This is a genomic window from Curvibacter sp. EU05-FHT14A10 (assembly GCF_058791075.1).
The window spans coordinates 101,392-127,464 of record NZ_JBYTDE010000015.1 but is presented as its reverse complement, the minus strand read 5'-3'; the positions used below and the strand labels follow the sequence as shown (position 1 = coordinate 127,464).

Sequence of the window (26,073 nt, the reverse complement as noted above, 5' to 3'; positions counted from 1 at the left end):
CGGTTGGGCGACCGCATCGAACGGCCTCTACGCTCTCTGGGCTCTGACCGCCGGCACCGCTGCCCACGCACGCAGCGCCATTCGGCCCCCGCCTCACAACGGCGGCGCCCCACCCGGGCGCCTGCGTCGAATCCGGCGGCTCAACAACCACCTTGGCATCAACAAGGGCCCGCACGCGGGCTCCGGAGACTCTATTCATGAAATTTCACGCTCGTACTGCCTGCATGGCAGGCTGTCTGGGTTGGCTCGGCCTGATGGGGCCATTCGCCCAGGCCCAGACAGCCGGAAACGGCGTCACCGTGTATGGCATTGCCGACATGGGCTTTCGACAGGCCAGCGGCCTCACGCCGGGCAATGCCCCCAGCACGGGAGACAGCAGCCTGGTCGGCAGCGGCATCGACACCACCAGCCGGCTGGGCTTTCGCGGCCGCGAAGACCTTGGCGCCGGACTGGCTGCGCTCTTCAACCTGGAAACCGGCCTCAACCTGAACGACGGCACCAGCATCAACCGCAACAAATGGTTTGACCGGGCCGCCTTTCTCGGCCTGTCGGGTGAGGCGGGCACGCTGACACTGGGCCGTCAGACCACGCTGCTGGGAGACTCCCTCGGCAAGATCGACCCCCTGGGCTTTCGTTTTGCGCCCTTCAACCCCAATGTGGCACTGGCCGGCTTGAGTGCCCACGGCCTGGGCCAGGAGTACGGACCGGCAGGCTCCGCAACAGGCTCGTTCCGACTGGACAACACCCTCAAATACAGCCTCAAGACCGGGGCCTATGAATGGCGGGCCCTGCGCGCCCTGGGGCAGCGACAAAGCGACGCCCCTTCGCAGGCCGGCGCCACCGAGCTGGGCCTGTTCTACGACACGCCCGACCTGAACGGCAGCCTGTCCCTGAGCCAGTTCAAGACCGCTGAAGGCCTGAACCTGAAAGCCGTCAGCGCCGGCCTGGGCCTGGCCGCCTGGGGCGGGCGCTGGTCCGCCAGCTATGCACGCCACATCGCCCAGACCAGCACCACCCAGGAAACCCGGCGCGACATCCTGTCTTTCGGGGGCGTGCTGCCCTTGAGCGCCCAATTGGACCTGGTGATGGCGCTCTACCACGTGAAACGCCAGCAGACCGGCCTGGCCAACGATGGCTTCAACAGAGCAGTGGGCTTCCTCGAATACAAGCTCTCGCGGCGCAGCCTGGTGTACGCCGAACTGGACCAGACCCAGTGGCAAGGCGCGGCCCACCTGCCGGGCACACGCCGCACCGCCACCGGCGTTTCGCTGGGCATCAAGCACGTGTTTTGAGGCCGCCCAGGACTCACCAACCCGCGCCCAACAGGAATGGCAGGCGCCAAGCCAACTGGGTCGGTCCCCCGAGCTCGGCGCAGGCCCCGGCCCCCAGGCAGGGGTGCAGGGCCTGCGGCCGTCCTGGCGGCAGCACCAGCGCCCGCACGGCCACGCCCTGGCGTGCGGCCTCACGGCAGGCCCGGGCCAGGTCAGCCTGCAGGTAGCCCGCCTCGTGCACATCGATGTCGTGCAGTTCGCCATCGGTGAGCAACACCATCACCCGGCGCCAGCCCGGGTGCCGGGCGGCATCCGCCAGTTGGGCCTGCAAGGCCTGGCGCAGCACGGCGCCCAAGCGGGTTGAGCCGCCGCTTTGCAGGCCCGCCAGCCGCGCCTGCACCTCGGGCGCCAGGGCCGATTCATTCCAATCCTTGAGGCCTTGCAGCGTCACCTGCAGGCGCCCGCGCGACGAAAATGCCCAGGCCGCCTGCCGGTGCCCCAGCGCCTGCAGGGCGGCCAGCGTGTGCGCCACCGAAGGTCGCAAGGCCGCCAGCAGGGGCAAGCCCCCGGGCCCGGGCTCGGCCGTGGAGGCCGACATGTCCAGCAACAGGCTGACCGCCAGCGGCGCCCCCTGCACCCGCTGACGCTGGTACAGCCTGGGGTCGGGGGGCTGGCCGCGGCGCAGGTCCAGCGCGGCTTCGACCAGGGCGGCAGGGTGCAGCACCTCGCCCTCGGCGGCGCAACCCGGGGCACGCTGGCGCGGCCCGGGCAGGCGGGCCAGCGCAGCGCGCAAGGCTGGCGGCGCCGGGGCCCCCGCCAGCGCCGGCCCGCGTGGCAATGCCGGCTCCACCCGCACGCAGCACCAGGCCGGCCGATAGCGGCCGATGCGCTGGTCCCACTCAGGGTGCCAGGCCCCGGCCCCTGTGGGCGGGCTGGCCGGTTCGACCGGCCGTGGCGCAGCCGCCTGCAGGCTGGGCGGCGCCTGCAAATCAAGCTGGGGATCGCGGCTTTGCGCGGCCTCTCCCTGCAGCGGCAGATCGGACGGCGGCAGCTCGGGGTCCCAGCACCACAGGTGCTGGTTGTCATCGCGGTACGCGGGATGGGGCCGGTAGGTGCGGGGGTTGAAGGGCAGGCGCATCTGACCGATGTCATGCCCCAGCACCGATGCGGCCTGGCGCAAAGAGGCGGGGGTGGCCAGCAGCAGGCCCCCGCCATCAGGCCCTTGCACGCCACGGCGCACCTTGTCGACCCAAGGGTGCGGGTCGCGCCAGGCGGGGTCGAGCAGCACCCGGGCCAGGCGGGCCAACAAGGCCTCGAAGCCCAGGCCCTGCAAGGCATCCGGCCCGCCATGAAAGGCTTGCCAGAGCCCACGCAGGCCCGGCAGTTCGGCACAGGCCAGCGCCTCGACACGGGCGTCCTCCAGCACCCCGTACAAGGCTTGCTGCACAGGCTTGAGTCCGGCCCGGGGTTGGGGTACCGCACCAAAACGCTGATGCGCCGCCGCGTGGCTGACCACCGCCTCAGCCCAGCGACGCGGCGGTGCCGGCGCAGCCCAGGGCAGGTGCAGGGTGGGCGTCGTGCCCGGCAAGCCTGCGGGGCCTCCGGTCAGGACCGGCGCCTGCCCAGCACGCGCGTCATGGGCGTCATGGGCGTCCCACAGCACCAGCCGCGCCGGCAAGCCCCACAAGGCTTGCTGGTAGGCGCCCAGCCCCGCCGCAAGCGAGGGCGCCAAAGGGGGCGGCACCCGACCCGGGTCAATCTGGTGGACCAAACACGGCCTCCACCAGCGCCCGCAAGGTGCGCTGCAGACCGGGCTCGTCGCTGAGCGGCGTGGCCACCGCTTGCAAGGCCGCCGCCGCTGGGGACAGGCCGGCGCGCACCAGGGCCGCGGCGTGCACCAGCATGCGCGTGGAGGCGCCCTCTTCCAGCCCATGGTCCTGCAGCCGCCGCGTGCGCTGGCCCAGGGCCACCAGTTGCTGTGCCAGCCCAGGGTCGGTACCCGCCTCGCGGGCCACCACGGCGGCCTCCTGGGCGGGCTCGGGGTAGTCAAATTGCAAGGCCGTGAAACGCTGCCTCATGGAAGGCTTGAGGGCCTTGTGCAAGCCTTGGTAGCCCGGGTTGTAGCTGACCACCAGCAGAAAGTCGGGATGGGCGTTCAGCAGCTCGCCGCGCCGCTCCAGCGGCAGCACCCGGCGGGTATCGGCCAAAGGGTGCAGCAGCACCGTGGCATCGGCGCGGGCTTCGACCAATTCGTCCAGGTAGCAGATGGCGCCGTGGCGTGCCGCCAGGGCCAAGGGACCGTCCTGCCAGTGGGTGCCTCGGGCATCGAGCAACCAGCGCCCAGCCAGGTCGCCGGCACTCAGGTCCTCATGGCAGGCGACGGTGACCAGGGGGCGTTGCAAGCGCCAGGCCATGTGTTCGACAAAGCGGGTCTTGCCACAGCCGGTGGGGCCCTTGAGCAACACCGGCAAGCGGCAGGCGGTGGCGGCCTCGAAGGCCTTCACCTCATCACCTACCGGCTGGTAGAAGGGCTCGCTCTGCAAGCGCCAGGCAGCCAGGGCGTCCGCCCCCGTCGCACAGGGGGCGGACGCCTCAGCGGTGGCCCGCATCGCCCGGGTTGGGAATGCCCTCGATGGGGCATTCCTCGGTCCCCACCATGGGGCGGGTGAAGGCCTCGACCGCCTTTTGCGTGCCTTCGGGATCGTTCACCCAGCGGCTGTAGAAGTCGTAGGGGCAGGTGGCCACGCCCTTGTCGCCATCACGCGAGTTGATGGTGCCGGTGTAGCCGCGGTGCAGCAGCTTGAACAGGTGGTTCTCCGATTGGCCGTTCTTGCGGAAGTCGCGGATCAGGCTGGTCGACAGGGCCGCATACTGCACCCCGTACTCCTCTTCGCCGCATTCGCCGCATTCGCCGAGGGTGCGCCCATCGAAGCCGATCAGCGCGCTGTGGCCGAAGTAGCTGTACACCCCGTCCCAGCCGGCAGCATTGGCCACGGCTACATAGGTGTTGTTGGCAAAAGCCATGGCCTTGCTGATCAGGATCTGCTGCTCTTTGGCCGGGTACATGTAGCCCTGGCAGCGCACGATGAGTTCAGCGCCCTTCATGGCGCAGTCGCGCCAGATCTCGGGGTAGTTGCCATCGTCGCAGATGATGAGGCTGATCTTCAGGCCCTTGGGGCCTTCGCTCACATAGGTGCAGTTGCCGGGGTACCAGCCCTCGACCGGCACCCAGGGCATGATCTTGCGGTACTTCTGCACGATCTCGCCCTGGTCGTTCATGAGGATCAGGGTGTTGTACGGCGCCTTGTAAGGGTGCTCTTCGTGCTGTTCGCCGGTGAGCGAGAACACGCCCCAGACCTTGGCCTTGCGGCAGGCCTCGGCAAAGATCTCGGTCTCGGCCCCGGGCACGGTTGCCGCCGTGTCGTACATCTCCTGGGCGTCGTACATGATGCCGTGGGTGCTGTACTCGGGAAAGATCACCAGGTCCATGCCCGGCAGGCCGGCCTTCATGCCGACCAGCATGTCGGCGATCTTGCGTGCGTTGTCCAGCACCTCGGCCTTGGTGTGCAGGCGTGGCATCTTGTAGTTGACCACCGCCACACCGACGGTGTCTTTGCTGCTGGATATGTCGCCGTGAATCATGGCTTGTGCTCCTTGCCGGCCTGGCCGGTCTTCAGTGACTGATCATCCAGGGCCGCTTGCTCGGGAAGGCCTTGGCCCCGCTGGGTGCGGTGTAGGTGGCGCTGCGTTTTCCGCTGTTGCCGCCGTTGCTGCTGCAGCAACCGCAGCCCGCCGGGTGGCGCATGCGCCCATAAGAGCCTTCAGTGCCGTCGCGTGAGCTGCTGCGGGGCTCATGACGCGCCCGCTCATTGGTGTCATGGGCACGGCGCTGCTCGGGACTGACGCAGGCCAGGTGCGGCGCGTGGGCAAACACCCGCGGCGAGGCCCCGCCGCACTGCGGGCAGGCGGCGGGCTCGTTGCGCTGCGCGAGGCTGCGCAGGGCGTCGAAGCCGCCGCAGGCCGCGCAGTCATAGTCGTAGGTAGGCATGGGCGGTCTCCTGCTGGGATGGCTTACTTGTCTTGCGCAATCGGCAGGTCGACCCCGCCGGTGATGATCTTCTGGGGCCCCGCGGCCGTGGGGTTGATGTCGAAGTCGAAGATCTCGGTGGGCAGCCACAGCGTGGCGCAGGCATTGGGCACGTCGACCACCCCGCTGATGTGGCCTTGCACCGGCGCCGTGCCCAGCAGGGAGTAGGCCTGGGCGCCGCTGTAGCCGAACTTCTTCAGGTACTCGATGGCGTTCAGGCAGGCCTGACGGTAGGCGATGGTGACGTCCAGGTAGTGCTGCTTGCCCGACTCGTCGACCGAGATGCCTTCGAAGATCAGGTAGTCCTTGTAGTTGGGTGTGATCGGGCTGGGCTTGAAGATCGGGTTCTTGATGCCGTACTTGGCCATGCCGCCCTTGATCAGGCTGACCTTCATGTGCACCCAGCCGGCCATCTCGATGGCGCCGCAGAAGGTGATCTCGCCGTCGCCCTGGCTGAAGTGCAGGTCGCCCACCGACAAGCCGGCGCCTTCGACGTAGACAGGGAAAAACACCTGCGAGCCACGCGACAGGTCCTTGATGTCGCAATTGCCGCCGTGCTCACGCGGGGGCACGGTGCGGGCGCCTTCGGCTGCGGCCTTGGCGGCGGCCTCACCCTGCAGCTTGCCCATGTGGGCGGTGCTGGCGAACGGCGGGTTGGCCAGGCCGGGCACGCGCGTCGGGTTGGTGGCAATCAGGTCGGCTTCACGGGTGTTCCAGGCATCGAGCATGGCGCGGTCGGGCAGGCAGCCGATCAGGCCCGGGTGGATCAGGCCGGCAAAGTTGACGCCAGGGATGTGGCGGCTCTTGGTGTAGAGGCCATGGAAGTCCCAGATCGACTTCTGCGCCAGCGGAAAGTGCTCGTCCAGAAAGCCACCACCGTTCTGCTTGGAGAAGAAGCCGTTGAAGCCCCACAGGCTGTCGTCACGTGCCCCGATGTCGAGCAGGTCGACCACCAGCAGGTCGCCGGGCTCGGCCCCCTTGACCCCCACCGGGCCCGACAGGAAGTGGACCGTGGACAGGTCCACGTCGCGCACGTCTTCCGCACTGTCGTCGTTCTTGATGGCACCGCCAGTCCAGTCGTAGGTCTCGAGCTTGAACTCAGCCCCGGGCTCGACCCACACGGCCATCGGGATGTCGGGGTGCCAGCGGTTGTGCACCAGCGGGTTGTCGTAGGGGGACTGGTTCAGGTCAACCTTGATCAGGGTCTCAGCCATGGTGTGCTCCTTGGGAATGAAAGTGGAGAGGTGAAAAAACGTGCGGCGCAGCCCGGTTCATACCGACAGGTAGGCCTTGATGTGCTGCTGGTCGGTGTCGGCGCGGGCGGTTTCATGCACCAGGCGGCCGCCCTCGATCACGAACAGGCGATCGGCCACGTCCATGGCAAAGGACAGCACCTGTTCACTCACGATGATGGTGATCTCGCGCAGCTTGCGGATCTCGTTCAGGGCCTTGGCGATGTCCTTGATGATCGAGGGCTGAATGCCTTCGGTGGGCTCGTCGAGCAACAACACCTTGGGGTCGGTGACCAGGGCGCGGGCAATGGCCAGTTGCTGCTGCTGGCCACCCGACAGGTTGCCGCCCTTGCGCCGGCGCATGTCCCACAGCACGGGGAACAGGGCGTAGATTTCTTCGGGGATCTGGCGCGTCTTCGAATTCTCCAGACCGGTCTGGATGTTCTCCTCGACCGTCAGGGTCGGAAAGATCATGCGGCCTTGCGGCACATAGGCAATGCCCTTGGCGACGCGCCGGAAGCTCTCGTCGCGCGACACGTCCTGGCCGGCCACGCGGATGCTGCCGCTCTTGAGTGGCATCACGCCCATCAGGCTTTTGAACAGCGTGGTCTTGCCCATGCCGTTGCGGCCCATGATGGCCACGGTTTCATTGGCCCGGCCCTCGAACGAGATGCCATGCAGGGCCTCGCTCTGGCCGTAGGCGACAAACAGATCCTTGACTTCCAGCATGCTGCGCTCCTGTGGGTTCGTTTTTCAGTGGTGCTTCAGTGGCCAAGGTAGACGTCGATCACCTTGGGGTCGGCCTGCACCTTGTCCATGGAGCCTTCGGCCAGGATCTTTCCCTGGTGCATGACGGTGACCTTGTGGGCGATGCGCTTGACGAACTCCATGTCGTGCTCGATCACGATCACGGCCCGGTTCTGGCAGATGCGTTGCAGCAGCTCGGCCGTCAGCTCGCGTTCGCGCGCGCTCATGCCGGCGATGGGCTCGTCGAGCATCAGCAGCTCGGGCTCTTGCATCAGCAGCATGCCGATCTCCAGCCACTGCTTCTGGCCGTGCGACAGCAGGCCGGCTTCGGTGTCGAGCTTGTCGCCCAGGCCGATGTCATCGGCCACCGTCTGCACACGCGTTCGCACGGTATCGGTGCACTTGAAGGCCAGGGCTCCGAACACCGAGCGGCCCGACGGAAAGGACACCTCGAGGTTCTGGAACACCGAGAGGTTCTCGTAGATCGAGGGGGTCTGGAACTTGCGGCCGATGCCCAGGCGCACGCGCTTGTGCTCGGCCATCTGGGTGAGTTCTTCGTTCTTGAACTTGATGCTGCCCTTGGTGGCGCGGGTCTTGCCGCAGATCAGGTCCAGCAGGGTGGTCTTGCCGGCGCCATTGGGGCCGATGATCACGCGCAGCTCGTTCTTGTCGACGTACAGGGTCAGGGCGTCGATGGCCTTGAAGCCGTCGAACGAGACGGTCAGGTCTTCCACGGCCAGGGCGAAGTCGGTGTTGCTCATGGGGGGCTCCGTGGGGGTCAGACGCTTTGGCTGCTCACGCCGTCAGGCAGCGTGGCCGGGAGAGGATCGGCGGCGACTGGGGCGGCGACCTGGGCAGCGTTGGCCGGGGTGCTGGCGGGGGCCTGGACGGCGGCCTCCTTCAGGGCCTGGCGGCGGCCCTTCCACCAGGGCACGATGTGCTCCTCCCAGACCCCGGCCAGGCCCATGGGGAAAGCCATGGTCACGCCGATGAACAGGCCGGCCATGAGGAACAGCCAGAGGTCGGGAAAGCTCTCGCTGAAATAGGTCTTGCCCGCATTCACCAGCAAGGTGCCGTACACGGCGCCCACCAGGCTCATGCGCCCGCCCACGGCGGCATAGATCACCATCTCGATCGAGGGCACGATGCCCACGAAGCTGGGCGACATGAAACCCACCTGCAGCGAGAACAGCGCCCCGCCGATGCCCGACAGCGCAGCCGCCAGGCAGAAGGTGAAGATCTTGAAGTTGGCCACGTCGTAGCCCGAGAAACGCACCCGGTCTTCCTTGTCGCGCATGGCCAGCAGCAGGGTGCCGAGCTTGCTGGTCTGGATGAAGCGGCACAGCACGATGGCGCCGATCAGCAAGGCCACGCACAGGTAATAGAGGATGTATTTGGCGCTGTCGGTGCGGGTGTCCCAGCCGAGCACGGTCTTCAGGTCGGTCATGCCGTTGACGCCCCCGGTATAGCCCTGCTGGCCGATGATGAGCACGGTGAGGATCAGGGCCACCGCCTGGGTGATGATGGCAAAGTACACCCCGCCCACACGGCGCTTGAACATGGCAAAGCTCACCAGCCAGGCCAGCAGGGTGGGCACCGCGATCACGGCCGCCAGCGAGAAAGGCAGGCTCTTGAAGGGCACCCAGAGGGCCGGCAACTCAGTGATCTGATTCCAGTCCATGAAGTCGGGGATGCCCGGGGTGGACTGGATCTTGGTGCTGATCGGATCCGAGGCCTCGAGCTTGAGGAACATGGCCATGGCATAGCCGCCCAGGCCGAAGAACACGCCCTGGCCCAGGCTGAGCACGCCGCCGTAGCCCCAGACCATCACCAGGCCGATGGCCACGAAGGCATAGGTGAGGTATTTGCCCACCAGGTTGAGACGGAAGATGTCGAGCGTCAGGGGCAGCACCACGGCGAGCAAGACGGTCAGCAGCACCAGGCTGGCAAGCTGGTAGCGCTGGATCCAGGCTTTGAGGGCATTCATGGGGAGGACTCCGGTGAACTCAGGAACAGGGAAACACGCAGCGACTCAACGCAGCAACTCAACGCAGCAACTCAGCGACGCACCTTGGAGGCGAACAAGCCTTGCGGGCGCACCATCAGGATCAGCACGATCAGCGACAGGGTGATCACCTTGGCCATCGAGCCGGCCAGGAAAAATTCGGTGATCGACTGCGTCTGTGCGATGCCGAAGGCCGACACCACGGTGCCCAGCAGACTGGCCGCACCACCGAAGGTGACCACCAGGAAGGCATCGACGATGTAGAGCGAGCCCGAGGTGGGCCCCGTGGAGCCGATGGTGGTGAAGGCAGCACCGGCCACACCGGCGATGCCGCAGCCGATGGCAAAGGTCAGACGGTCCGTCTTCTTGGTGTCGATGCCGATGGCGTTGGCCATCACGCGGTTGCTCACCGTGGCCCGCACCCGCAGCCCCCAGCGGCTCTTGTGCAGGGCCAGCAGCACGCCCAGCGTGACCACCACCGTCAGGCCCAGCACGAACAGGCCGTTGATGGGAATGTCCAGCCCCTCGGCCGGGGCCCACGAGCCCAGCAGCCAGTCGGGCAATGTGGGGCTGACCTCTTTCGGGCCGATGAAGGTGCGGAACATCTGCTGGATCGCCAGGCTCACGCCCCAGGTGGCCAGCAAGGTGTCCAGCGGGCGCTTGTACAGATGGCGGATCAGCCCCCACTCCACCAGCCAGCCCGCTGCAAACGAGAACCCGAAGGCCGCCAGGATGGCCAGCGGAAAGTAGTAGGGCACCATCTGCGGCGCATGCGTGGACGCCAGCGTCGAGCCCAGGTAGATGGTGTAGGCGCCAATGGTCATGAACTCGCCATGCGCCATGTTGATCACGCCCATCTGCCCGAAGATGATCGCCAGCCCCAACCCCATCAGCAGCAGCACCGCAAACAGGCTCAAGCCGGCAAAGCCCTGCATGAGGCCGATGTTGAGCATTTCAGAAAAAGTCATGGCACGAACTCCCGAAGGGGTGGGTCTGCAAAGTCGAAAGCACGCTCAGGGCGCAGTGCTTGTGTCGCCAAAAACGGAGCCCCGGCAAGCGAAGCGAAGCCCGTTGGGGGATGCGGCGGACCGGCTTTGCCGGTCGGCACGCATCGCCCCCTGGGGGGTATGCCGGCTACACGCAGTGAGCAAGCAACGGGGGGGTCACTGGTACCCTTTGGGGAACGGATCGGGCTTGATCAGGTCCGGCGACTCCGACACCACCTTGAAGGTGGCATCGGGCAGGCCCATGGCGATGCGCGACTTGCTCCACAGGTGGTGGTTCTTGTCGAGCTTCACGTAGCCCTCGGGTGCGGTCTTGAGTTCAATGCCGGTCTCTGAGGCGGCCACCACCTTGTCCACATCGAAGCTGCCGGCCTTCTCGACCGCGGCCTTCCACAGCCACGGGCCCAGGTAGCCGGCCTGGGTCACGTCGCCGATCACCGCGCTGGCGCCGTACTTGGCCTTGAAGGCGGCCACGAACTTCTTGTTGTTCTCGTTGTCCAGGCTCTGGAAGTACTTCATCGACGAGTAGAAGCCGGCGAAGTTCTCGCCGCCCACACCGGTCATTTCGTCCTCGGTCACGGCCAGGGTCACCAGCAGTTGCTTGTCGCCGGTGATGCCGGCGGCCTTGAGCGCCTTGTAGAAGGCCACGTTCGAGCCCCCCACCACGGCGGCAAAGATGCAGTCGGGCTTTTGCACCTTGATCTTGTTCATCAGCGAGCCGAAGTTGGTGCTGCCCAGCGGGTAGTACTCTTCGCCCACGACCTTGCCCTTCTGGAAGTTCTCGATGTGCTTGCGGGCGATCTTCATCGAGGTGCGCGGCCAGATGTAGTCCGAACCGATCAGGAAGAAGGTCTTGGCCTTCTTCTCCTTCTGGGCCCAGTCCAGGCTGTACAGAATCTGTTGCGTGGCTTCCTGACCGGTGTAGATCACATTCTTGGACTGCTCCAGGCCTTCATAGAAGGTGGGGTAGTACAGCAGGCCGTTTTCTTTCTCGAACACCGGCAGCACGGCCTTGCGCGAGGCCGAAGTCCAGCAGCCGAAGACGGCGGCGCAACGGTCGTTGATGAGCAGCTTCTTCGATTTTTCAGCGAAGGTGGGCCAGTCGGAGGCACCGTCTTCCTTGATCACCTTGATCTTGCGGCCCAGGATGCCACCCATGGCGTTGATTTGGTCGATGGCCAGTTGCTCGGCCTGGATGGAGCCGGTCTCGGAGATGGCCATGGTGCCGGTGGCCGAGTGCAACTGGCCCACGGTGACTTCGGCGTCGGTCACGGCCAGCTTGGTGGTGTTGACCTTGTCGGTGGGCTGGGCAAAAGACCAGGCGGGCAGGCCGGCAGCAGAGGCCGTGGCCAAGGCCTGCAGCAGGCGGCGGCGGCTGATCTCAGCCTTGGTGGACCGGGGGTCTTGAACGTCGAAAACGTGCTTCATGAAACGCTCCTTGCAACAGGGTTTTGAAACCGGACGGCGGGAATCGCCGCGCTGGTGCAAAGATTAGGGAGAACCCTGGGAGCGGCCCATACGTCAATTAACGTAGGGGCCTGCGCAAACCCCATCGCCAGGGCATGGCCGGCCCACGCACCAGCACGGGGCGAGAACACTTCTTGCATGGCCCGGCGTCATGCCCAGCACGCCCCCCCGCCACAGCACCACCCAGGCCGCCCCGCAGACGATCTTTCGTTTCCGGCGCGACTACAACTCCTGGGTGGCCGACGAGACCATGGAGGACTACGCGCTGCGCTACACGCCCAAGAGCTTTCGGCGCTGGAGCGAGTTCCGCGTGGCCAACACGGCCTTCGGTTCGCTGTCGTTTCTGGCGCTGGAGGCCATTGGCGGTGCCATCGCGCTGAACTACGGCTTCAGCAACGCGATGTGGGCCATCCTGGTGGTGGGGCTGGTGATCTTTCTGACGGGCCTGCCCATCGCGTACTACGCGGCACGCTACGGGCTGGACATGGACCTGCTGACGCGGGGTGCCGGCTTTGGCTACCTGGGCTCGACCCTCACCTCGCTGATCTACGCGGTGTTCACCTTCATCTTCTTCGCACTGGAGGCGGCCATCATGGCGCTGGCGATGCAGATGGTGGTCGATTGGCCGCTGAACTGGTGCTATGTGCTGTCTTCGGTGGTGGTGTTGCCGCTGGCCATGCGTGGCATCACCCTGATCTCGAAACTGCAGGCCTGGACGCAGCCGCTGTGGCTGTTCCTGCTGGTGCTGCCCTTTGTGTGGATCGCCCTGTCGCAACCCGAGCTGTACCGCGAGTTCACCGGCCTGTCGGGGCTCAAGAGCGGCAGCAGCGGGTTTGATCCGCTGATGTTCGGTGCGGCCACAGCCGTGATCTTCTCGCTGGTGGTGCAGATCGGCGAGCAGGTCGACTTTCTGCGCTTTCTGCCCGCGCGCACGCCGGCCAACAACGCCCGGTGGTGGGGCGCGGTGCTGCTGGCCGGGCCAGGCTGGATCCTGATGGGCATGCTCAAGATGGCCGGGGGCGCCTTTCTGGCCTTTGCCGCACTGCAGTTCGAGGTGGGGGCGCAACGTGCGGCCGAGCCCACCCAGATGTTTCTGGCCGGCTTCACCCAGGCCCTGGGCATGCCCACGCTGGCCGTGGTGATCACCGTGGTGTTCGTGGTGGTCTCGCAGATGAAGATCAACCTCACCAACGCCTATGCGGGTTCGCTGGCCTGGTCCAACTTCTTTGCCCGGGTGACGCGCAGCCACCCAGGGCGCGTGGTCTGGCTGGTGTTCAACGTGGGCATTGCCACCCTGCTGATGACACTGGGCGTGTTCGGCGCCCTGGAGAAGGTGCTGGCCCTGTACAGCAATGTGGCGATTGCCTGGGTCGGCGCCTTGGTGGCCGATCTGGTCATCAACAAGCCGCTGGGCCTGAGCCCGCCGGGCATCGAGTTCCGGCGCGCCCACCTGTACGACTTCAACCCGGTGGGCCTGGGTGCGATGGTGCTGGGAGCCACCGTGGCCGGCTGTGCCTACGCGGGCTGGCTGGGCGAGCTGGCGGCCGCGTTCTCGCCGCTGATCGCACTGGCCTTGTCGATGCTGCTGTCGCCCCTGCTGGCCTGGGCCACCGGGGGGCGCTACTACCTGGCGCGCCAACCCGACACGCAATGGCAGCGCGGCGAGATCGTGCGCTGCGCCGTCTGCGAAAACGCCTTCGAGGCCGAAGACATGGCCCGCTGCCCGGCCTATGCCGCACCGATCTGCTCGCTGTGCTGCTCGCTCGAATCGCGCTGCCACGACCGCTGCAAGACGGGCTCGCGCGCCTCCGATCAGCTGCGTGCGCTGGCCGCCCGACTGCTGCCGGCGCGCTGGGCGCTGAAGGTCAACTTCCGCCTGGGCCAGTACCTGATGGTGACGCTGTCGCTGTGCGCACTGATCAGCTTCGTGCTGGCCGTGGTGTATGTGCAGGAGAGCCTGAACATGCCCTCGGAAGCGCTGCGCGTGCCCTTTCTCAAGGTGTTTGCCCTGCTGGCCCTGCTGGCCGCGGTGTGCGCGTGGTGGGTGGTGCTGAGCACCGACAGCCGCCGCATGGCGCAGGACGAATCCGAGCGTCAGACCCAGTTGCTGCTGCAGGAAATCGACGCCCACCAGCGCACCGATGCCGCGTTGCAGTCGGCCAAAGACCTGGCCGAATCCGCCAGCCTGGCCAAGACACGCTACGTGGCCGGCATGACGCACGAGCTGCGCTCGCCGCTCAACAGCATCCTGGGCTACACCCAGATCCTGCTCAAGAGCGCACGGCTGGACGCCACCACCCGCGAAACCCTGCAGACCATGCAGCACAGCGGCGAGCACATGCACGCGCTGATCGACGGCTCGCTTGAACTGGCCCGCATCGAGGCCGGCCGCCTGCGCCTGGACCCGGCCCCTTTGCCGCTGGCCGAATTGGTGGCCCAGCTCGAAGGCATGATGCGGCCGCAGGCCGAGGCACGGGGCCTGCGCTTCGTGGTCGAGACGGTGGGCATGATGCCGGGCTGGGTGCGGGTGGATGCGAAACGCCTGCGCCAGATCCTGATCAACCTGCTGTCCAACGCAGTGCGCTTCACCGAGCACGGAGAGGTGCGCCTGCGCATGGATTTCCGGCAACACGTGACGCGCTTCGAGGTCAGCGACACCGGCATCGGCATCGAGCCGCAGGACCAGGAACGCATCTTCCACCCCTTCGAACGCGGCAGCGCCGGGCGCCGCGTGAGCGAGGCGGGCACCGGCCTGGGCCTGACCATCACCCACCTGCTGACCCAGCTCATGGGTGGCGAACTGGTGCTGGCCAGCACGCCGGGCCAGGGCAGCACCTTCAGCGTGCGCCTTTACCTGCCGGGCGTGCCGCCCGACCCGAACTGGCGGCGCCAGCACGGCGAATCGCTGCACCCCGTGATCGGCTACCTGGCCCCCCGACGCACCCTGCTGGTGGTGGACGATCAACCCCTGCAGCGCCAGTTGCTGGCCGCCCTGCTGGTGCCGCTGGGCTTCGAGTTGCGCGAAGCCGCCAGCGGACGCGAATGTCTGGACATTGTTCAGGCCCAGAAGCCAGACCTGGTGCTGCTCGACATCACCATGGACGATCTGGATGGCTGGCAGACCGCCACCCGGCTGCGCGAGCGCTGGAGCGCGGCCGAGCTGCCCATCGTGTTCGTCTCGGCCAACCTGTTCGACCACCAGCCCGAGCGCCTGCAAGCCCTGCAATGCCAGGGCTTCGTCGGCAAGCCGGTGATCGAGTCCGAACTGTTGGAGGCGCTGGCACAGGCCCTGCAGCTGGAATGGATCCGCGACAACACCCCCCTGAAGCGCCCGGCCCCGATGCCGGAGCCCGCACTTCAGACACCGCTGCCGGCGCCCTGGCGCGAGCAACTGGCCCGCCTGGCCCGTCAAGGGCAGGCCAGCGCGCTCAAACAGGCCCTGCAGCAGGCGCGCGAGCAACTGCCGGCGGCGCACCAACCCTGCCTGGCACGCCTGCAGGCCCGGGCCGAACGTTTTGACTTTGCCGCCATCACCCAGGAACTGCGCGACCCCGAGCCCGAAGATGAACATGACCCTGAACCCCACCGCTGAACGCCAGGCTGAAGGCCCAGCCCAGCGCTTGCCTGCCGCGACCCCCGCCCGAGTGATCCTGGTGGTGGACGATGCCCTGGACACCTTGCGCATGTTGTGCGAAGCCCTGGCCGGCGAGGGCTATACCGTGCTGGTGGCGCGCGACGCCGAAGAGGCGCTGCAGCGCTTTGAACTCACCGTGCCCGACGGCGTGCTGCTGGATGCGGTGATGCCCGGGCAGGACGGCTTTGCCTTGTGCCGCCAGCTCAAGGCCACCCCGCCCTGGTCCCACGTGCCGGTGATCTTCATGACTGGCCTGTCGGACACCGAACAGATCCTGCAGGGCTTTGCCAGTGGCGGCGTGGACTACGTGGTCAAGCCGCTGCGCATTCCCGAGGTGCTGGCCCGCCTGGCCACCCATGTGCGCAATGCCCAAGCCGCACGTCTGGCCCGCGAGGCCGTCGATGTGGCCGGCATGGGGGTGTTGATGCTCGACGCCCAAGGCCGGGCCGCCTGGCGCTCACCCCAGGCCACGCAATGGCTGGAACAGGCTTTCGCCCCTGAGGGCCTGGCCGGCGAGGCGGCCCGCCAATGGCTGCGCAGCGCCGCCCTGGGCACACCGACCCGCCTGCCCCTGCCCCAACACCCGCCCGGAACCCAGGTCCTGAGGGCACGCCACCTGGGCGAAAGCGGCCTGGCCGAATCCATGCTGCTGCTCACCCTGGGCCCGGCCGACACCCCGCCCCCGCGCGCACAACCCGACGTGGCCCTGACCCCACGCGAGACCGAGGTGTTGTCGTGGCTGGCCAAGGGCAAGACCAACCGCGACATCGCCGACATCCTGGGCATGAGCCCGCGCACGGTGAACAAACACCTGGAGCACATCTTTGAAAAGCTGGGGGTGGAGACCCGCACCGCGGCAGCGGCGGTGGCGGCCCGGCTGCTGCCGGGCTGAAGCGCTGCGGTTCAGGCCCAGCGGGCACCGCCATCGAGGTGCAGCACCGCCCCGTTGAGTTGGCGATTGCCCATGGCAAACAGCGCCGTCTGGGCAAAGTCTTCCGCCTGGCCCAGGCGCTTGAGCGGCTGCAGATCGGCCAGGCCTTGCAAGGCCTGGGCCTGGCCACCCAGCGCCCGCTCCAGCAACGGCGTCTGCATGGGGCCCGGGTTGATCACATTGATGCGCCGCGGCGCCAGCTCGCTGACCAGGGAGCGCGCCAGCGACTCCACCGCGCTGGCCGCCGCGGCCACCATGGCCATGCCCGGGCGCGGACGCTGGCTGACCATGCCCGAGGTGAGCAACACCGACCCCTGAGGCGCCAGGCACGGGGCCACGGCGCGCAGAGCGTGCACCGCGCCCCAGAAGCGCGAGTCAAGGCTGGTGCGCAAGGCCGCCAGATCGCCATCGATCAAGCGCGCAGGCTGGTTGTTGGCCGCGCAGACCACCAGGTGATCGACCCGGGCAAATGGGGTGAAGAAAGCCTGCACCGAGCCCTCATCCGCCAGATCCACACACGCCCCGCCGGCCTTCGGCCCCAACTGGGCCAACGCCTCGGCCAGGCGCTGCGGATCACGCCCGCCGACATGCACCTGCGCGCCAGCCCGCAAGGCCCCTGCCGCCGTGGCCAGGCCCAGGCCCGAGGTGCCGCCCAAGACCAGCACCTGCTGACCTTGCAAAAATGAATCGAACATGACTGATGATCTCCAATCGGGAATGCAGGACGATGGCATTACGCCCCTGCTTGACCCCGCTGGGGACAGGGGGCGGGAAATGCCCCGCTCAGTCTGCCAACCAGAAGCCAGGGACCTTGGCTCACCCCGTCCCATCGGGACCGAAGGGCGCCCATCGGTTATCAAGATCAGATGAAAGGTAGTTCATGGCCCCTTGCCTCCGTCCAGTCAATGGGATTCCACGGGCTCGCGAAGCAACAGATACAGCGGCAAAGCCAGGGATGGGCCGATGAAGAACAAGGCTGCGATAACCCACCCTCGGTGCCTGACAGGGCGACGCTTGTTTTCATGCGCCATGAAAGCAAGTAAGGCCAAAGCCGACACCCCTACATCGGCCCAGGCAAATGCCGCCACCGGGGAGGCCCACACCTGTTGAATCAACAAAGGAAGATTCAGCCCATGCTGCCCCAGCCAAGGCAAGAAGAGCCCCAGAGGCACGGAAGCCCCCAACAAGCACAGGATGAGATAAAGCGTCTTCATGTCGCGGGCTCCAATCGACGTTTCAAAAGAGGGAAGGGCTACGGGTGCGTTCAGCCTGCGCCGGCCCAACCCCGCGCCACGTGAATGGCGGAAGGCCTGGCCGTCACGGACGGCCCTGAACGCCCCCATTCTCGGCCTGAGCAGCATTCCGGGCGGCAACCCTCAATCGCCTCGGGTGAAAAGTCGCCGAGTGGTCAGATGGCCGCCTCGATGGGCCCATCGCGCAGGACAAGCTGCCGTGACTTGAGCAACCCGCACAAGACACCTTTTGGATGCCTACATGCAGGAGACTGCCTTGCCCACACGTTCCCCCGCCCAGCAAATTGCCTTTCGCTACCGTGCCACGGACAGCGCCTGGCGGACCATCTGGGGGTCGACGAAGCCACGGCCATCCACATGGCGCTGCACGAACTGGCCATCAAGCTGCTGCCGCCATACGAAGCGGACGACGGAGCGCTCACGGCCGCCCAACTGGATCAGATCAAGAAGGCCGTACCGCGAGGCCGCAAGCGCTCGGTGCGTTCGAGCCTGATGGAGACCGAGTCGACATGACCCCGGTCTGGTGGCCGGAGCCCGCGGCAGGCGAGCGGGCCTGGTGCCATTTTCCCGACAACCTTCATCCGCGCCCGAAACCTCGGCCCGCCCTGGTTCTGGCCATCCCAGGAATGAAACCCCTCTTCAGGCATGAGGGCGCTCAGTCGCCAGCAAGCCGCAGCGACGGATGCGCCTTCAGGTAAGCGCCCATGACCTGCAGCAGCTCGGTGATGTCGCGCTGCACGGTGCCGAAGTCGGCGCTGCGCTCGCGGGTCTGCTCGTCCATGTAGATCGGGCGGCGGATCTCGATCTGCAGGCTGTGGCGGTTCAGGGCGGGCTGACCGATGCGGGCGATCAGGGCCACGCCCTTGTAGGGGTCGTTGCGGGCCACGGTGTAGCCCTTGGCGCGCAGATGCGCTTCAACCAGCGCCACAAAGCCGGGCTCGCAGGTGCTGCCGTCGCGGTCACCCAGCACAAAGTCGGCCAGCGGGCGGGGGCTTTTGATCTGCAGGCGCTCGTAGGCGTTGTTGGGCATGGAGTGCAGGTTCAGGTGCCAGAGGGCACCAAAGCGGGCCTGGGTCTGGGCCACCGCGTCCGACAGGGCGGCGTGGTAAGGCCGGTAGCAGCGGTCGATGCGTTGCTGCACCTCGGCCACCGACAGCGGACCGTCGTAGAGGGGCTGGCCTTTCACGCTGCGCCAGATCAGACCCGAGCCCAGGCGGGTTTTCTCGCCCGGCGACAGGGGGGTGGGCCAGGGGCCGTCGAGCAGGGCCGGGTCGATGTCGTCCAGGCTGCGGTTCAGGTCCAGGTAGCTGCGCGGAAAGTGGGCTTCAAGCAAGGTGGCGCCCAAGGCGGGCGCCGCGCCCCAGAGGGCTTCGACATGGGTGTCCTCGGCGGCGCGCAATTCGAGCCGCGGCAGCACCGTCTTGAAATCAAGCGGGTAGTTGGTGCCGCTGTGGGGCGAGTCGCACACCAAGGGGATGCGCGGCGCGGTAGGCTCGTGCACGGTGAACAAGGGGGGTGTATGCGGGCTCATTCGGCCTCCACCTTGGCCACCTTGGCCACTTCGAGGTAGCGCGCCACGGCCTGCTGGATCTGGCTCTGGAACTGCGCCGGGGTGGTGGGGATCAGGGTGGCGCCGGCCTCGTTCATCTTCTTGATGAAGTCGGGCTGCTGCATGGCCTGGTGGATGGCCTGGTTGAGCTTTTGCACCACCGGGGCCGGGGTGCCGGCAGGCGCCACCACCCCGAACCAACCACCGTTGCCCATCTGGGGAAAACCCAGCTCGCCATAGGTGGGCACGCCGGGCAGGGCCGGTGAGCGTTTGTCGGACAACACGACCAGCGCCCGCAAGCGCCCCGACTGGATGTGCGGCAAGGCGGAGGGCAGGTTGTCGGTGATGGCCTCGACCTGGCCCGCCACCGCGTCATTGAGGGCCATGCCCGAGCCTTTGTAGGGCACGTGCAGCAACTCGATCTTGGCCAGGCTGGAGAAGTACTCGACATTGGCGTGCCCCAGCGAGCCGGTGCCGGGCGAGGCGAAGGTGATCTTGCCGGGCGCCGTGCGGGCTGCGGCGATGAGATCCGCCAGGCTCTTGTAGGGGGTGCGGACATTCACGGCCAGCACGCTGGGCACCGTGGCCACATTGCTGATCGGCGCAAAGTCTTTCAGCGGGTCGTATTTGAGGCGGCTGCCGTAGGCGGCCACGTTGGAGCCATGGGTGCTCATGGTGGCCATGCCCAGGGTGTAGCCGTCGGGGCGGGCCTTGGCCACCTGCTCCATGCCGAGCGAGCCACCGGCACCGGCGCGGTTGTCCACCACAATCGCCTGCCCCAGGGCCCGGCCCGCGAACTCGGCGATCAGGCGGGCCGCCAGATCGGTGGAGCCGCTGGGGGCAAAGGGCACGATCAGGCGGATCGGCTTGTCGGGGTAGTCGGCCCGGGCCAGGGCGGGGGCCAGCGTGGCCGAGCCGGCGAGGCCGAGCACGATGAGGCGGCGGGTGATGGATGCGACGTTCGGTACGACGGGGAAAGGTGCGACGGATTTCATGGCATTCGGGCTCAACTCGGCATTGGATGGGAGGTGACCAGTGTCCGGACAGACGCCCGCCGGCACCAACGACAATCCGGTCAGCGGTCATGCGCAACAGTCATACCCATCCCTTTCGCCCCGTGCTCACCATGCGACTGCATTCACCTTCGATGTCCGAACTCCACGCCTTCGCGGCCGCCGTGCGGCTGGGCAGCTTCTCCAAGGCTGCGGTCGAGCTGTGTGTGACACAAAGCGCCATCAGCCGGGCGGTGGCGCGGCTGGAGTTTCACTACGGCAAGCCCCTGCTGCTGCGGCGTGCCAATGCGATTTCGCTGACCGCGGCCGGGCAGCAGTTGCTGGACGCGATCCGCGAACCGTTGGCCGCGATCGAGGCCGCCAGCGCCCGCTTGCGTGAAAGCCCCGCCGACCAGGCCCTGCATCTGTCGGTGGTGCCGACCCTGGCCAGCGTGTGGTTGATTCCGCGCCTGAAAACGTTTCAACAGCGACACCCCGAGGTGCACATCAACTTTGTGCCGTACCGCAAGGACGAGGACTTTTCAGGTGCCACACCGGATGCCGCCGTGCTGACCGGGCTGGGCCCCGGGCAATGGCCGCACTGGGATTGCGATTACCTGATCGGGCGCGAGGTGGTGCCGATCTGCCACCCAGCCCGCCTGGGACAACGGCAGGCTGCGGGCGCCTGGCTCACGCCGGGCGATCTGGCCGATGAACCCCTGCTCTACCACACGACCGCACCCGGCAATTGGGCGCAATGGCTACAGGCCGCCGGGGCGGCGGACCGCCCGCCACGGCTGAGCACGGCCTTCGACCAGGTGGCCATGCTGATCCAGGCCGTGATCGCGGACATGGGGGTGGCGCTGGTGCAGCGCTGTCTGGTCCAGAAGGAATTGGCCGCGGGGGCCGTGGCCGTGCCATTTGACCTGCCGATCACCCTGGCGCGGGGCTACTTTCTGTGTGCCCCCTCAGGGCAGCGCCGCAAGCCGGCGTTGGCCGCCTTTCGGCGCTGGCTGCTGCAGACGGCCCAGACCGACGTGGCCGCCCTGAACGCGGCCCACGGCGCGCGGCGACCGGAGGCCTGAAGCGTGCGGCCTCAGGCCGCCTCGCGGTAAGCCGCAAAACGGCCGGCGATCGGCAGTTCACGGGTGGCCAGGAGCTGCACCGCCTGGGCAATGGCACCGATGTGGTCCGGGGTGGTGCCGCAGCAGCCGCCCACGATGTTGACCAGGCCTTCGGCCGCAAACTCGTGGATCAGGCGGCTGGTGACGTCAGGGGTCTCGTCAAAGCCGGTGTCGCTCATGGGGTTGGGCAGGCCGGCGTTGGGATAGCAGCTGATGAAGGTGTCGGGGGCGACGCGGTTGAGCTCCTGGATGTAGGGGCGCATCAGCGTGGCGCCCAGCGCGCAGTTGAGGCCGATGGCCAGGGGCTGTGCATGACGCACGCTGTGCCAGAAAGCGGTCACGGTCTGGCCCGACAGGATGCGGCCCGAGGCGTCGGTGACCGTGCCACTGATCAGGATGGGCAGGCGCTGGCCACTGGCCTCGAAGTACTCGTCGACGGCGAACAGGGCGGCTTTGGCGTTCAGGGTGTCAAAGATGGTCTCGACCAGCAACACGTCGGCACCACCTTCGACCAGGGCCTGGGTCTGTTCGTAGTAGGCCGCGCGCAACTCCTCGAAATTGACGTTGCGGGCGCCGGGGTCGTTCACATCGGGGCTGATGCTGGCGGTTTTGGGCGTCGGGCCCAGGGCGCCGGCCACGAAGCGTGGCTTGTCGGGCGTGCTGTACTTGTCGCAGGCAGCGCGGGCCAGGCGGGCCGACACCAGATTCATCTCACGGGCCAGTGGCGCCATGTCGTAATCGGCCTGGGCGATGGTGGTGGCGCCGAAGGTGTTGGTCTCGATCAGGTCGGCCCCGGCGGCCAGGTAGCTTTCGTGGATGCTGCTGATGACGTCTGGCCGGGTCAGGCTGAGCAGCTCGTTGTTGCCCTTGACGTCCTTGTGGAAGGCACTGAAGCGGTCCCCCTGGTGCCCTGCACCGGTGTAACCAGCGCCGCGGTATTGCTCTTCGGTGAGCTTGAAGCGCTGGATCATGGTGCCCATGGCGCCATCGAGGATGACGATGCGTCGGGACAGGATTTCGGGCAGCGCCTGCGCGCGCGTGTAGACAACGGGTTTCATGCCGCCATTGTAGAAACTCGCTCGCTGCACGGTTTCGAGCCTGAGAACTACCCCCAAATGGGCTATCTATTTCTCTGTTACAAGACAGCACATTTTGCTAGACTGATCGGTTACTCGGTGCAGGATTGATGCGTTGAAACTCAAGTCTGCCCACGCCCCTGCAGACCAGCCTGCGCCCATCTCGGGCCCGCAGCTGCCTTCGACCCAAGGAATCGCATGGCCATCTGGCACAAGCAAGTCTGGAGCCCCATCGAAAGCGCGGTTGACAATGCCGACGTGGTTGCCTTGCATCGTCTGTGGCTGGGCCTGAGCGCCGCCCCCGGGCAACTTCCGACCTTGGCCGATCTGGCCCTGGACGGCCCCCTGTCCGCCTTTGCGGCACGCATGACCGTGTACCGCCCCCTGCCCGACGGCGACTACCTGGGCCATTTCTGCGGAGATGAGTTCCGCCACGACTCGCTGAGCGACCCCACCGGCCTGCGGCTGAGTCAGCAGGCGCCCGAGCTGGCCGACTTCCAGCGCTGCCATTTCGACGAGGTGGCGGCGCGTGGCCTGCCGCTGTACGTGGTTCATTTCGCTCACAGCAACCCCTGGGTGCTGACCTGGGAGCGCCTGGTGATGCCGGCGCAAGGCGACGACGGCCGGCCCTGGATCCTGGTCTTCAACCAGCCCATGGAGGCCCGCGCCAAGCTGCTGGAGACCGTGCTGAACTGTGCCAGCGAAGGCGTGGTGGCCTTGCGCCGCGTGCGCGGCGCTGGGCACGAAGGCACACCTTGGCTGGTGACGGTGGCCAACCTGCCGTTTGCAACGCTGGCGGGCAATGCCGAAGAGCCGCCTCAGGGGCGGCTGGCCCATGAGGTGTTTCCAAACTGGCACCGGCTGGACCTGGACGCCGATTGCCTGGCCGTGGTGCAGGCGCGCACCCCGCGCGAACGCGAGCTGGAACTCACCCAGGATGGCGCCAGTCGCTGGTTCAAGGTGTTCATCGGCCCACTGCTGGACGGCTGTGTGGTCCGCCTGACCGACGTCACCGCCATCAAGGACAAAGAACAGGTACTGCACGACAACGCCCGTCGCCTGCAGGCCGACAACGAACAGCTGCGCCAATTGGCCTGGCGCGATGGCCTGACCGGCCTGCTGAACCGGCGCGCACTGGATGTGATCCTGGAGCGCGAGGTGGCGCGCAGCCTGCGCCTGAGCGAACCCCTGGCCCTGGTGATGTGCGACATCGACCACTTCAAGGCGTTCAACGACTTCTATGGGCACCTGATCGGCGACGATTGCCTGCGCGAGGTGGGCCAGGTCCTCAGTGGGGTGATCCAGCGCGCCACCGACATGGTGGCCCGCTACGGCGGCGAGGAATTCACCCTGGTGCTGCCCAACACCGTGCTCAACGGCGGGCTGGATCTGGTGCAGCGCATCCAGCATGCGCTGCACGAGCGCGGGCTGCCCGACGCCACCTCGCCCGAAGGCAAGTTGCTCACACTGAGCTTTGGCGTGGCCGAATTCGACCCGCGCCGCGATGCCACGGCCCATGCTTTTCTGGAGCGGGCCGACAGTGCGCTGTACCGTGCCAAGCACCAGGGGCGCAACCGGGTGGGCCTGGCCTACCCGCAGGGCATCCAGGTGCTGGAGAGCCAGCTCTCCCCCGCGGGCTGAGATAATCCCCGGCCACGGCCCTTGTCCGCCCTGATCGGCGACGCGGCTGCGCGCTGTCGTGCCGGCTCGTCCAGTCAGCCTTTGGCGGACGCAGGCACGCGCTGCCCGACGCTGAATCGCTGTTGAATACCGCTTTGCCTCCCACCCCACCCGAGTCCGCCTTGCCACACATTCCCGAGTCCTCTGCCCAGTCCGTGTTGCGTGAGGTGTTCGGCTACGAGCAGTTTCGCGGCCCCCAGAAGGCCATCATTGACCATGTGGTGGCCGGGGGCGATGCCCTGGTGTTGATGCCCACGGGCGGCGGCAAGTCGCTGTGCTACCAGGTGCCGGCCATCGTGCGCCAACGCGCGGGCCTGGGCATCACGGTGGTGGTGTCGCCGCTGATTGCCTTGATGCACGATCAGGTCGGGGCCTTGCATGAATCAGGGGTCGATGCGGCCTTCCTCAATTCGACCCTGTCGTACGACGAGGCCAGCGAGGTGGAGCGCCGGCTGCTGCGCGGCGAGATCACGCTGCTGTATGCGGCGCCCGAACGCATCACCACGCCGCGCTTCCTCTCCCAGCTCGACTCGCTGCACGAACGCGGCATGCTGAGCCTGTTTGCCATCGACGAAGCGCACTGCGTGAGCCAATGGGGCCATGACTTCCGGCCCGAGTACCGGGCCCTGACGGTGCTGCACGAACGCTATGCCGGCGTGCCGCGCATGGCCCTGACCGCCACGGCCGACGCCACCACCCGCGCCGACATCGTGGAACGCCTGCAACTGCAGGAGGCAGGCCAGTTCGTCAGCAGCTTCGACCGGCCCAACATCCGCTACACCATCGTCGAGAAAAAGGACGTGACGCAGCAGCTGCTGCGCTTCATCGAAAGCGAGCACACCACCCCCCAGGGCCATGATGCGGGCGTGGTGTACTGCCAGTCGCGCAAACGCGTCGAGGAGCTGGCCCAGACCCTGTGCGAGAACGGGCTCAACGCCCTGCCCTACCACGCCGGCCTGGACGCCGGCGTGCGCCAGCACCACCAGGACCGTTTCCTGCGCGAGGACGGCATCATCATGTGCGCCACCATCGCCTTCGGCATGGGCATCGACAAGCCCGACGTGCGATTTGTGGCCCACGTCGACATGCCCAAGAACATCGAGGGCTACTACCAGGAAACCGGCCGCGCCGGCCGCGATGGTGGGGCGGCCAACGCCTGGATGGCCTACGGTCTGCAGGACGTGGTGAACCAGCGCCGCATGATCGACGAAAGCCCGGCCAGCGAAGAATTCAAACAGGTGATGGTGGGCAAGCTCGATGCCCTGCTCGGCCTGGCCGAGGCCATCGACTGCCGGCGCGTGCGCCTGCTGAGCTACTTTGGCCAGCACAGCGAGGCCTGCGGCAACTGCGACAACTGCCTGACCCCGCCCGCCGTGTGGGATGGCACCGACGCGGCTCGCAAGTTGCTGTCCACCATCTACCGGGTGCAACAGGCCAGCGGCATCAGCTTTGGTGCCGGCCACATCATGGACATCCTGCGCGGCAAGAAGACCGAGAAAGTGACGCAGTACGGCCACGAGCAGATCAGCACCTTCGGCATCGGGGCTGAATTCTCAGAGCAGCAACTGCGTGGTGTGCTGCGCCAGTTGATCGCCATTGGTGCCCTGGCCGTGGATGCGCAGGCCTTCAACACCTTGCAGCTCACCGACTCAGCGCGGGCCGTGCTGCGTGGCGAGGTGCCGATCCGGCTGCGCGAAAGCACGGCGGCTGCGCCGCGCAGCCGACGCACGCGCAACAGCACCGGCAGTGGCAGCGCGGCCAAGACAGCGATCGCCCTGGAAGGCGGCGCGCTGCGCCGCTTCGAGGCCCTGAAGGCCTGGCGCACCGAGGTGGCCCGCGAACACAATCTACCGGCCTACGTGATCTTTCACGACGCCACCCTGGCGGCCATTGCCGAGCGTTTTCCGGCCACGCCCGAAGACCTGCAGGGCATCAGCGGCATCGGAGCGCGCAAGCTCGAAGCCTACGGCGCCGAAGTGCTGCGCGTGTGCCAGTTGTGAGGCTGGGGGCAGGTGAGAGGG

The 26,073-nt window shown here is 67.1% G+C and carries 22 protein-coding genes; 7 read left to right on the top strand and 15 right to left on the bottom strand.

Annotated elements, in window-relative coordinates:
• Nucleotides 1–197: 197 nt before the first annotated feature.
• Nucleotides 198–1,292, top strand: coding sequence for a porin (locus AC3WUT_RS23850; protein ID WP_492349562.1), 1,095 nt, complete (start codon nt 198–200; stop codon nt 1,290–1,292).
• A 13-nt stretch (nt 1,293–1,305) separates the two neighbouring features.
• Here the strand turns inward: AC3WUT_RS23850 and AC3WUT_RS23845 are convergent, their stop codons facing one another.
• From AC3WUT_RS23845 to urtA, 10 genes are all read right to left on the bottom strand, one after another.
• The gene (locus AC3WUT_RS23845; protein ID WP_492349561.1) at nt 1,306–3,042 is read right to left on the bottom strand and encodes a VWA domain-containing protein; all 1,737 of its coding nucleotides are present in this window, start codon (nt 3,040–3,042) and stop codon (nt 1,306–1,308) included.
• Nucleotides 3,026–3,880 carry a CbbQ/NirQ/NorQ/GpvN family protein gene (locus tag AC3WUT_RS23840; RefSeq protein ID WP_492349560.1) on the bottom strand — a complete coding sequence of 285 codons (855 nt, stop codon included), beginning with the start codon at nt 3,878–3,880 and terminating at the stop codon, nt 3,026–3,028. Before AC3WUT_RS23840 ends, AC3WUT_RS23845 begins: the two co-directional genes overlap by 17 nt.
• Nucleotides 3,864–4,913 (bottom strand): aliphatic amidase, encoded by a 1,050-nt coding sequence (locus tag AC3WUT_RS23835; RefSeq protein WP_492349559.1) that lies wholly within the window; start codon nt 4,911–4,913, stop codon nt 3,864–3,866. The genes AC3WUT_RS23840 and AC3WUT_RS23835 overlap by 17 nt, the downstream gene beginning before the upstream one ends.
• Nucleotides 4,914–4,944: 31 nt before the next feature.
• Complete coding sequence (locus tag AC3WUT_RS23830) at nt 4,945–5,319, bottom strand: zinc ribbon domain-containing protein (RefSeq protein ID WP_492349558.1); 375 nt, start codon at nt 5,317–5,319, stop codon at nt 4,945–4,947.
• A 23-nt stretch (nt 5,320–5,342) separates the two neighbouring features.
• Nucleotides 5,343–6,572 (bottom strand): formamidase, encoded by a 1,230-nt coding sequence (gene fmdA / locus AC3WUT_RS23825; RefSeq protein ID WP_492349557.1) that lies wholly within the window; start codon nt 6,570–6,572, stop codon nt 5,343–5,345.
• A 57-nt stretch (nt 6,573–6,629) separates the two neighbouring features.
• Entirely contained in the window at nt 6,630–7,319 is a 690-nt protein-coding gene (gene urtE, locus AC3WUT_RS23820; protein WP_492349556.1) for an urea ABC transporter ATP-binding subunit UrtE, read from the bottom strand.
• Nucleotides 7,320–7,354: 35 nt separating this feature from the next.
• Nucleotides 7,355–8,098 carry an urea ABC transporter ATP-binding protein UrtD gene (gene urtD / locus AC3WUT_RS23815; protein WP_492349555.1) on the bottom strand — a complete coding sequence of 248 codons (744 nt, stop codon included), beginning with the start codon at nt 8,096–8,098 and terminating at the stop codon, nt 7,355–7,357.
• Between the two features lie 17 nt (nt 8,099–8,115).
• Nucleotides 8,116–9,324 carry an urea ABC transporter permease subunit UrtC gene (urtC, locus tag AC3WUT_RS23810; protein ID WP_492349554.1) on the bottom strand — a complete coding sequence of 403 codons (1,209 nt, stop codon included), beginning with the start codon at nt 9,322–9,324 and terminating at the stop codon, nt 8,116–8,118.
• A gap of 71 nt (nt 9,325–9,395) precedes the next feature.
• The gene (gene urtB, locus AC3WUT_RS23805) at nt 9,396–10,310 is read right to left on the bottom strand and encodes an urea ABC transporter permease subunit UrtB (protein ID WP_492349553.1); all 915 of its coding nucleotides are present in this window, start codon (nt 10,308–10,310) and stop codon (nt 9,396–9,398) included.
• 195 nt (nt 10,311–10,505) lie between these two features.
• Nucleotides 10,506–11,774: an urea ABC transporter substrate-binding protein gene (urtA, locus tag AC3WUT_RS23800; RefSeq protein ID WP_492349552.1), complete on the bottom strand. Its 1,269-nt coding sequence runs from the start codon at nt 11,772–11,774 to the stop codon at nt 10,506–10,508.
• A gap of 190 nt (nt 11,775–11,964) precedes the next feature.
• Here urtA and AC3WUT_RS23795 point away from each other — a divergent pair, with 190 nt between their 5' ends.
• Nucleotides 11,965–15,405: a hybrid sensor histidine kinase/response regulator gene (locus AC3WUT_RS23795; protein ID WP_492349551.1), complete on the top strand. Its 3,441-nt coding sequence runs from the start codon at nt 11,965–11,967 to the stop codon at nt 15,403–15,405.
• Nucleotides 15,377–16,339: a response regulator gene (locus AC3WUT_RS23790; RefSeq protein ID WP_492349550.1), complete on the top strand. Its 963-nt coding sequence runs from the start codon at nt 15,377–15,379 to the stop codon at nt 16,337–16,339. Before AC3WUT_RS23795 ends, AC3WUT_RS23790 begins: the two co-directional genes overlap by 29 nt.
• 11 nt (nt 16,340–16,350) lie before the next feature.
• Here the strand turns inward: AC3WUT_RS23790 and AC3WUT_RS23785 are convergent, their stop codons facing one another.
• Together AC3WUT_RS23785 and AC3WUT_RS23780 are read right to left on the bottom strand one after the other, a co-directional pair.
• Nucleotides 16,351–17,073 (bottom strand): SDR family oxidoreductase, encoded by a 723-nt coding sequence (locus AC3WUT_RS23785; RefSeq protein WP_492349549.1) that lies wholly within the window; start codon nt 17,071–17,073, stop codon nt 16,351–16,353.
• 207 nt (nt 17,074–17,280) lie between these two features.
• Nucleotides 17,281–17,592, bottom strand: a complete 312-nt coding sequence (locus tag AC3WUT_RS23780; protein ID WP_492349548.1) for a DUF2834 domain-containing protein — start codon at nt 17,590–17,592, stop codon at nt 17,281–17,283.
• A 396-nt stretch (nt 17,593–17,988) separates the two neighbouring features.
• Between AC3WUT_RS23780 and AC3WUT_RS23775 the strand changes: the two genes are divergently transcribed.
• Nucleotides 17,989–18,144, top strand: a complete 156-nt coding sequence (locus AC3WUT_RS23775; protein WP_492349547.1) for a hypothetical protein — start codon at nt 17,989–17,991, stop codon at nt 18,142–18,144.
• A gap of 142 nt (nt 18,145–18,286) precedes the next feature.
• Here AC3WUT_RS23775 and AC3WUT_RS23770 read toward each other — a convergent pair whose 3' ends face one another.
• Nucleotides 18,287–19,162 carry an N-formylglutamate amidohydrolase gene (locus AC3WUT_RS23770; RefSeq protein ID WP_492349546.1) on the bottom strand — a complete coding sequence of 292 codons (876 nt, stop codon included), beginning with the start codon at nt 19,160–19,162 and terminating at the stop codon, nt 18,287–18,289.
• Nucleotides 19,159–20,175, bottom strand: a complete 1,017-nt coding sequence (locus tag AC3WUT_RS23765; protein WP_492349545.1) for a Bug family tripartite tricarboxylate transporter substrate binding protein — start codon at nt 20,173–20,175, stop codon at nt 19,159–19,161. The genes AC3WUT_RS23770 and AC3WUT_RS23765 overlap by 4 nt, the downstream gene beginning before the upstream one ends.
• Nucleotides 20,176–20,327: 152 nt before the next feature.
• Between AC3WUT_RS23765 and AC3WUT_RS23760 the strand changes: the two genes are divergently transcribed.
• Nucleotides 20,328–21,257 carry a LysR substrate-binding domain-containing protein gene (locus AC3WUT_RS23760; protein ID WP_492349544.1) on the top strand — a complete coding sequence of 310 codons (930 nt, stop codon included), beginning with the start codon at nt 20,328–20,330 and terminating at the stop codon, nt 21,255–21,257.
• An 11-nt stretch (nt 21,258–21,268) separates the two neighbouring features.
• Here AC3WUT_RS23760 and AC3WUT_RS23755 read toward each other — a convergent pair whose 3' ends face one another.
• Entirely contained in the window at nt 21,269–22,354 is a 1,086-nt protein-coding gene (locus tag AC3WUT_RS23755; protein WP_492349543.1) for a homocysteine S-methyltransferase family protein, read from the bottom strand.
• 216 nt (nt 22,355–22,570) lie between these two features.
• Between AC3WUT_RS23755 and AC3WUT_RS23750 the strand changes: the two genes are divergently transcribed.
• Nucleotides 22,571–24,013 carry a GGDEF domain-containing protein gene (locus AC3WUT_RS23750; RefSeq protein ID WP_492349542.1) on the top strand — a complete coding sequence of 481 codons (1,443 nt, stop codon included), beginning with the start codon at nt 22,571–22,573 and terminating at the stop codon, nt 24,011–24,013.
• Nucleotides 24,014–24,174: 161 nt separating this feature from the next.
• Nucleotides 24,175–26,052 carry a DNA helicase RecQ gene (gene recQ / locus AC3WUT_RS23745; RefSeq protein ID WP_492349541.1) on the top strand — a complete coding sequence of 626 codons (1,878 nt, stop codon included), beginning with the start codon at nt 24,175–24,177 and terminating at the stop codon, nt 26,050–26,052.
• Nucleotides 26,053–26,073: the final 21 nt, after the last annotated feature.

Coding starts and splice junctions, on each gene's coding strand:
- AC3WUT_RS23790 (WP_492349550.1), top strand. CDS start 15,377: ATGAACATGACCCTGAACCCCACCGCTGAACGCCAGGCTGAAGGCCCA.
- urtD (WP_492349555.1), bottom strand. CDS start 8,098: ATGAGCAACACCGACTTCGCCCTGGCCGTGGAAGACCTGACCGTCTCG.
- AC3WUT_RS23785 (WP_492349549.1), bottom strand. CDS start 17,073: ATGTTCGATTCATTTTTGCAAGGTCAGCAGGTGCTGGTCTTGGGCGGC.
- AC3WUT_RS23770 (WP_492349546.1), bottom strand. CDS start 19,162: ATGAGCCCGCATACACCCCCCTTGTTCACCGTGCACGAGCCTACCGCG.
- AC3WUT_RS23775 (WP_492349547.1), top strand. CDS start 17,989: ATGGCGCTGCACGAACTGGCCATCAAGCTGCTGCCGCCATACGAAGCG.
- AC3WUT_RS23760 (WP_492349544.1), top strand. CDS start 20,328: ATGTCCGAACTCCACGCCTTCGCGGCCGCCGTGCGGCTGGGCAGCTTC.
- AC3WUT_RS23755 (WP_492349543.1), bottom strand. CDS start 22,354: ATGAAACCCGTTGTCTACACGCGCGCGCAGGCGCTGCCCGAAATCCTG.
- AC3WUT_RS23835 (WP_492349559.1), bottom strand. CDS start 4,913: ATGATTCACGGCGACATATCCAGCAGCAAAGACACCGTCGGTGTGGCG.
- urtC (WP_492349554.1), bottom strand. CDS start 9,324: ATGAATGCCCTCAAAGCCTGGATCCAGCGCTACCAGCTTGCCAGCCTG.
- urtB (WP_492349553.1), bottom strand. CDS start 10,310: ATGACTTTTTCTGAAATGCTCAACATCGGCCTCATGCAGGGCTTTGCC.
- AC3WUT_RS23795 (WP_492349551.1), top strand. CDS start 11,965: ATGCCCAGCACGCCCCCCCGCCACAGCACCACCCAGGCCGCCCCGCAG.
- AC3WUT_RS23850 (WP_492349562.1), top strand. CDS start 198: ATGAAATTTCACGCTCGTACTGCCTGCATGGCAGGCTGTCTGGGTTGG.
- AC3WUT_RS23765 (WP_492349545.1), bottom strand. CDS start 20,175: ATGAAATCCGTCGCACCTTTCCCCGTCGTACCGAACGTCGCATCCATC.
- AC3WUT_RS23750 (WP_492349542.1), top strand. CDS start 22,571: ATGGCCATCTGGCACAAGCAAGTCTGGAGCCCCATCGAAAGCGCGGTT.
- AC3WUT_RS23780 (WP_492349548.1), bottom strand. CDS start 17,592: ATGAAGACGCTTTATCTCATCCTGTGCTTGTTGGGGGCTTCCGTGCCT.
- AC3WUT_RS23830 (WP_492349558.1), bottom strand. CDS start 5,319: ATGCCTACCTACGACTATGACTGCGCGGCCTGCGGCGGCTTCGACGCC.
- fmdA (WP_492349557.1), bottom strand. CDS start 6,572: ATGGCTGAGACCCTGATCAAGGTTGACCTGAACCAGTCCCCCTACGAC.
- AC3WUT_RS23840 (WP_492349560.1), bottom strand. CDS start 3,880: ATGCGGGCCACCGCTGAGGCGTCCGCCCCCTGTGCGACGGGGGCGGAC.
- urtE (WP_492349556.1), bottom strand. CDS start 7,319: ATGCTGGAAGTCAAGGATCTGTTTGTCGCCTACGGCCAGAGCGAGGCC.
- urtA (WP_492349552.1), bottom strand. CDS start 11,774: ATGAAGCACGTTTTCGACGTTCAAGACCCCCGGTCCACCAAGGCTGAG.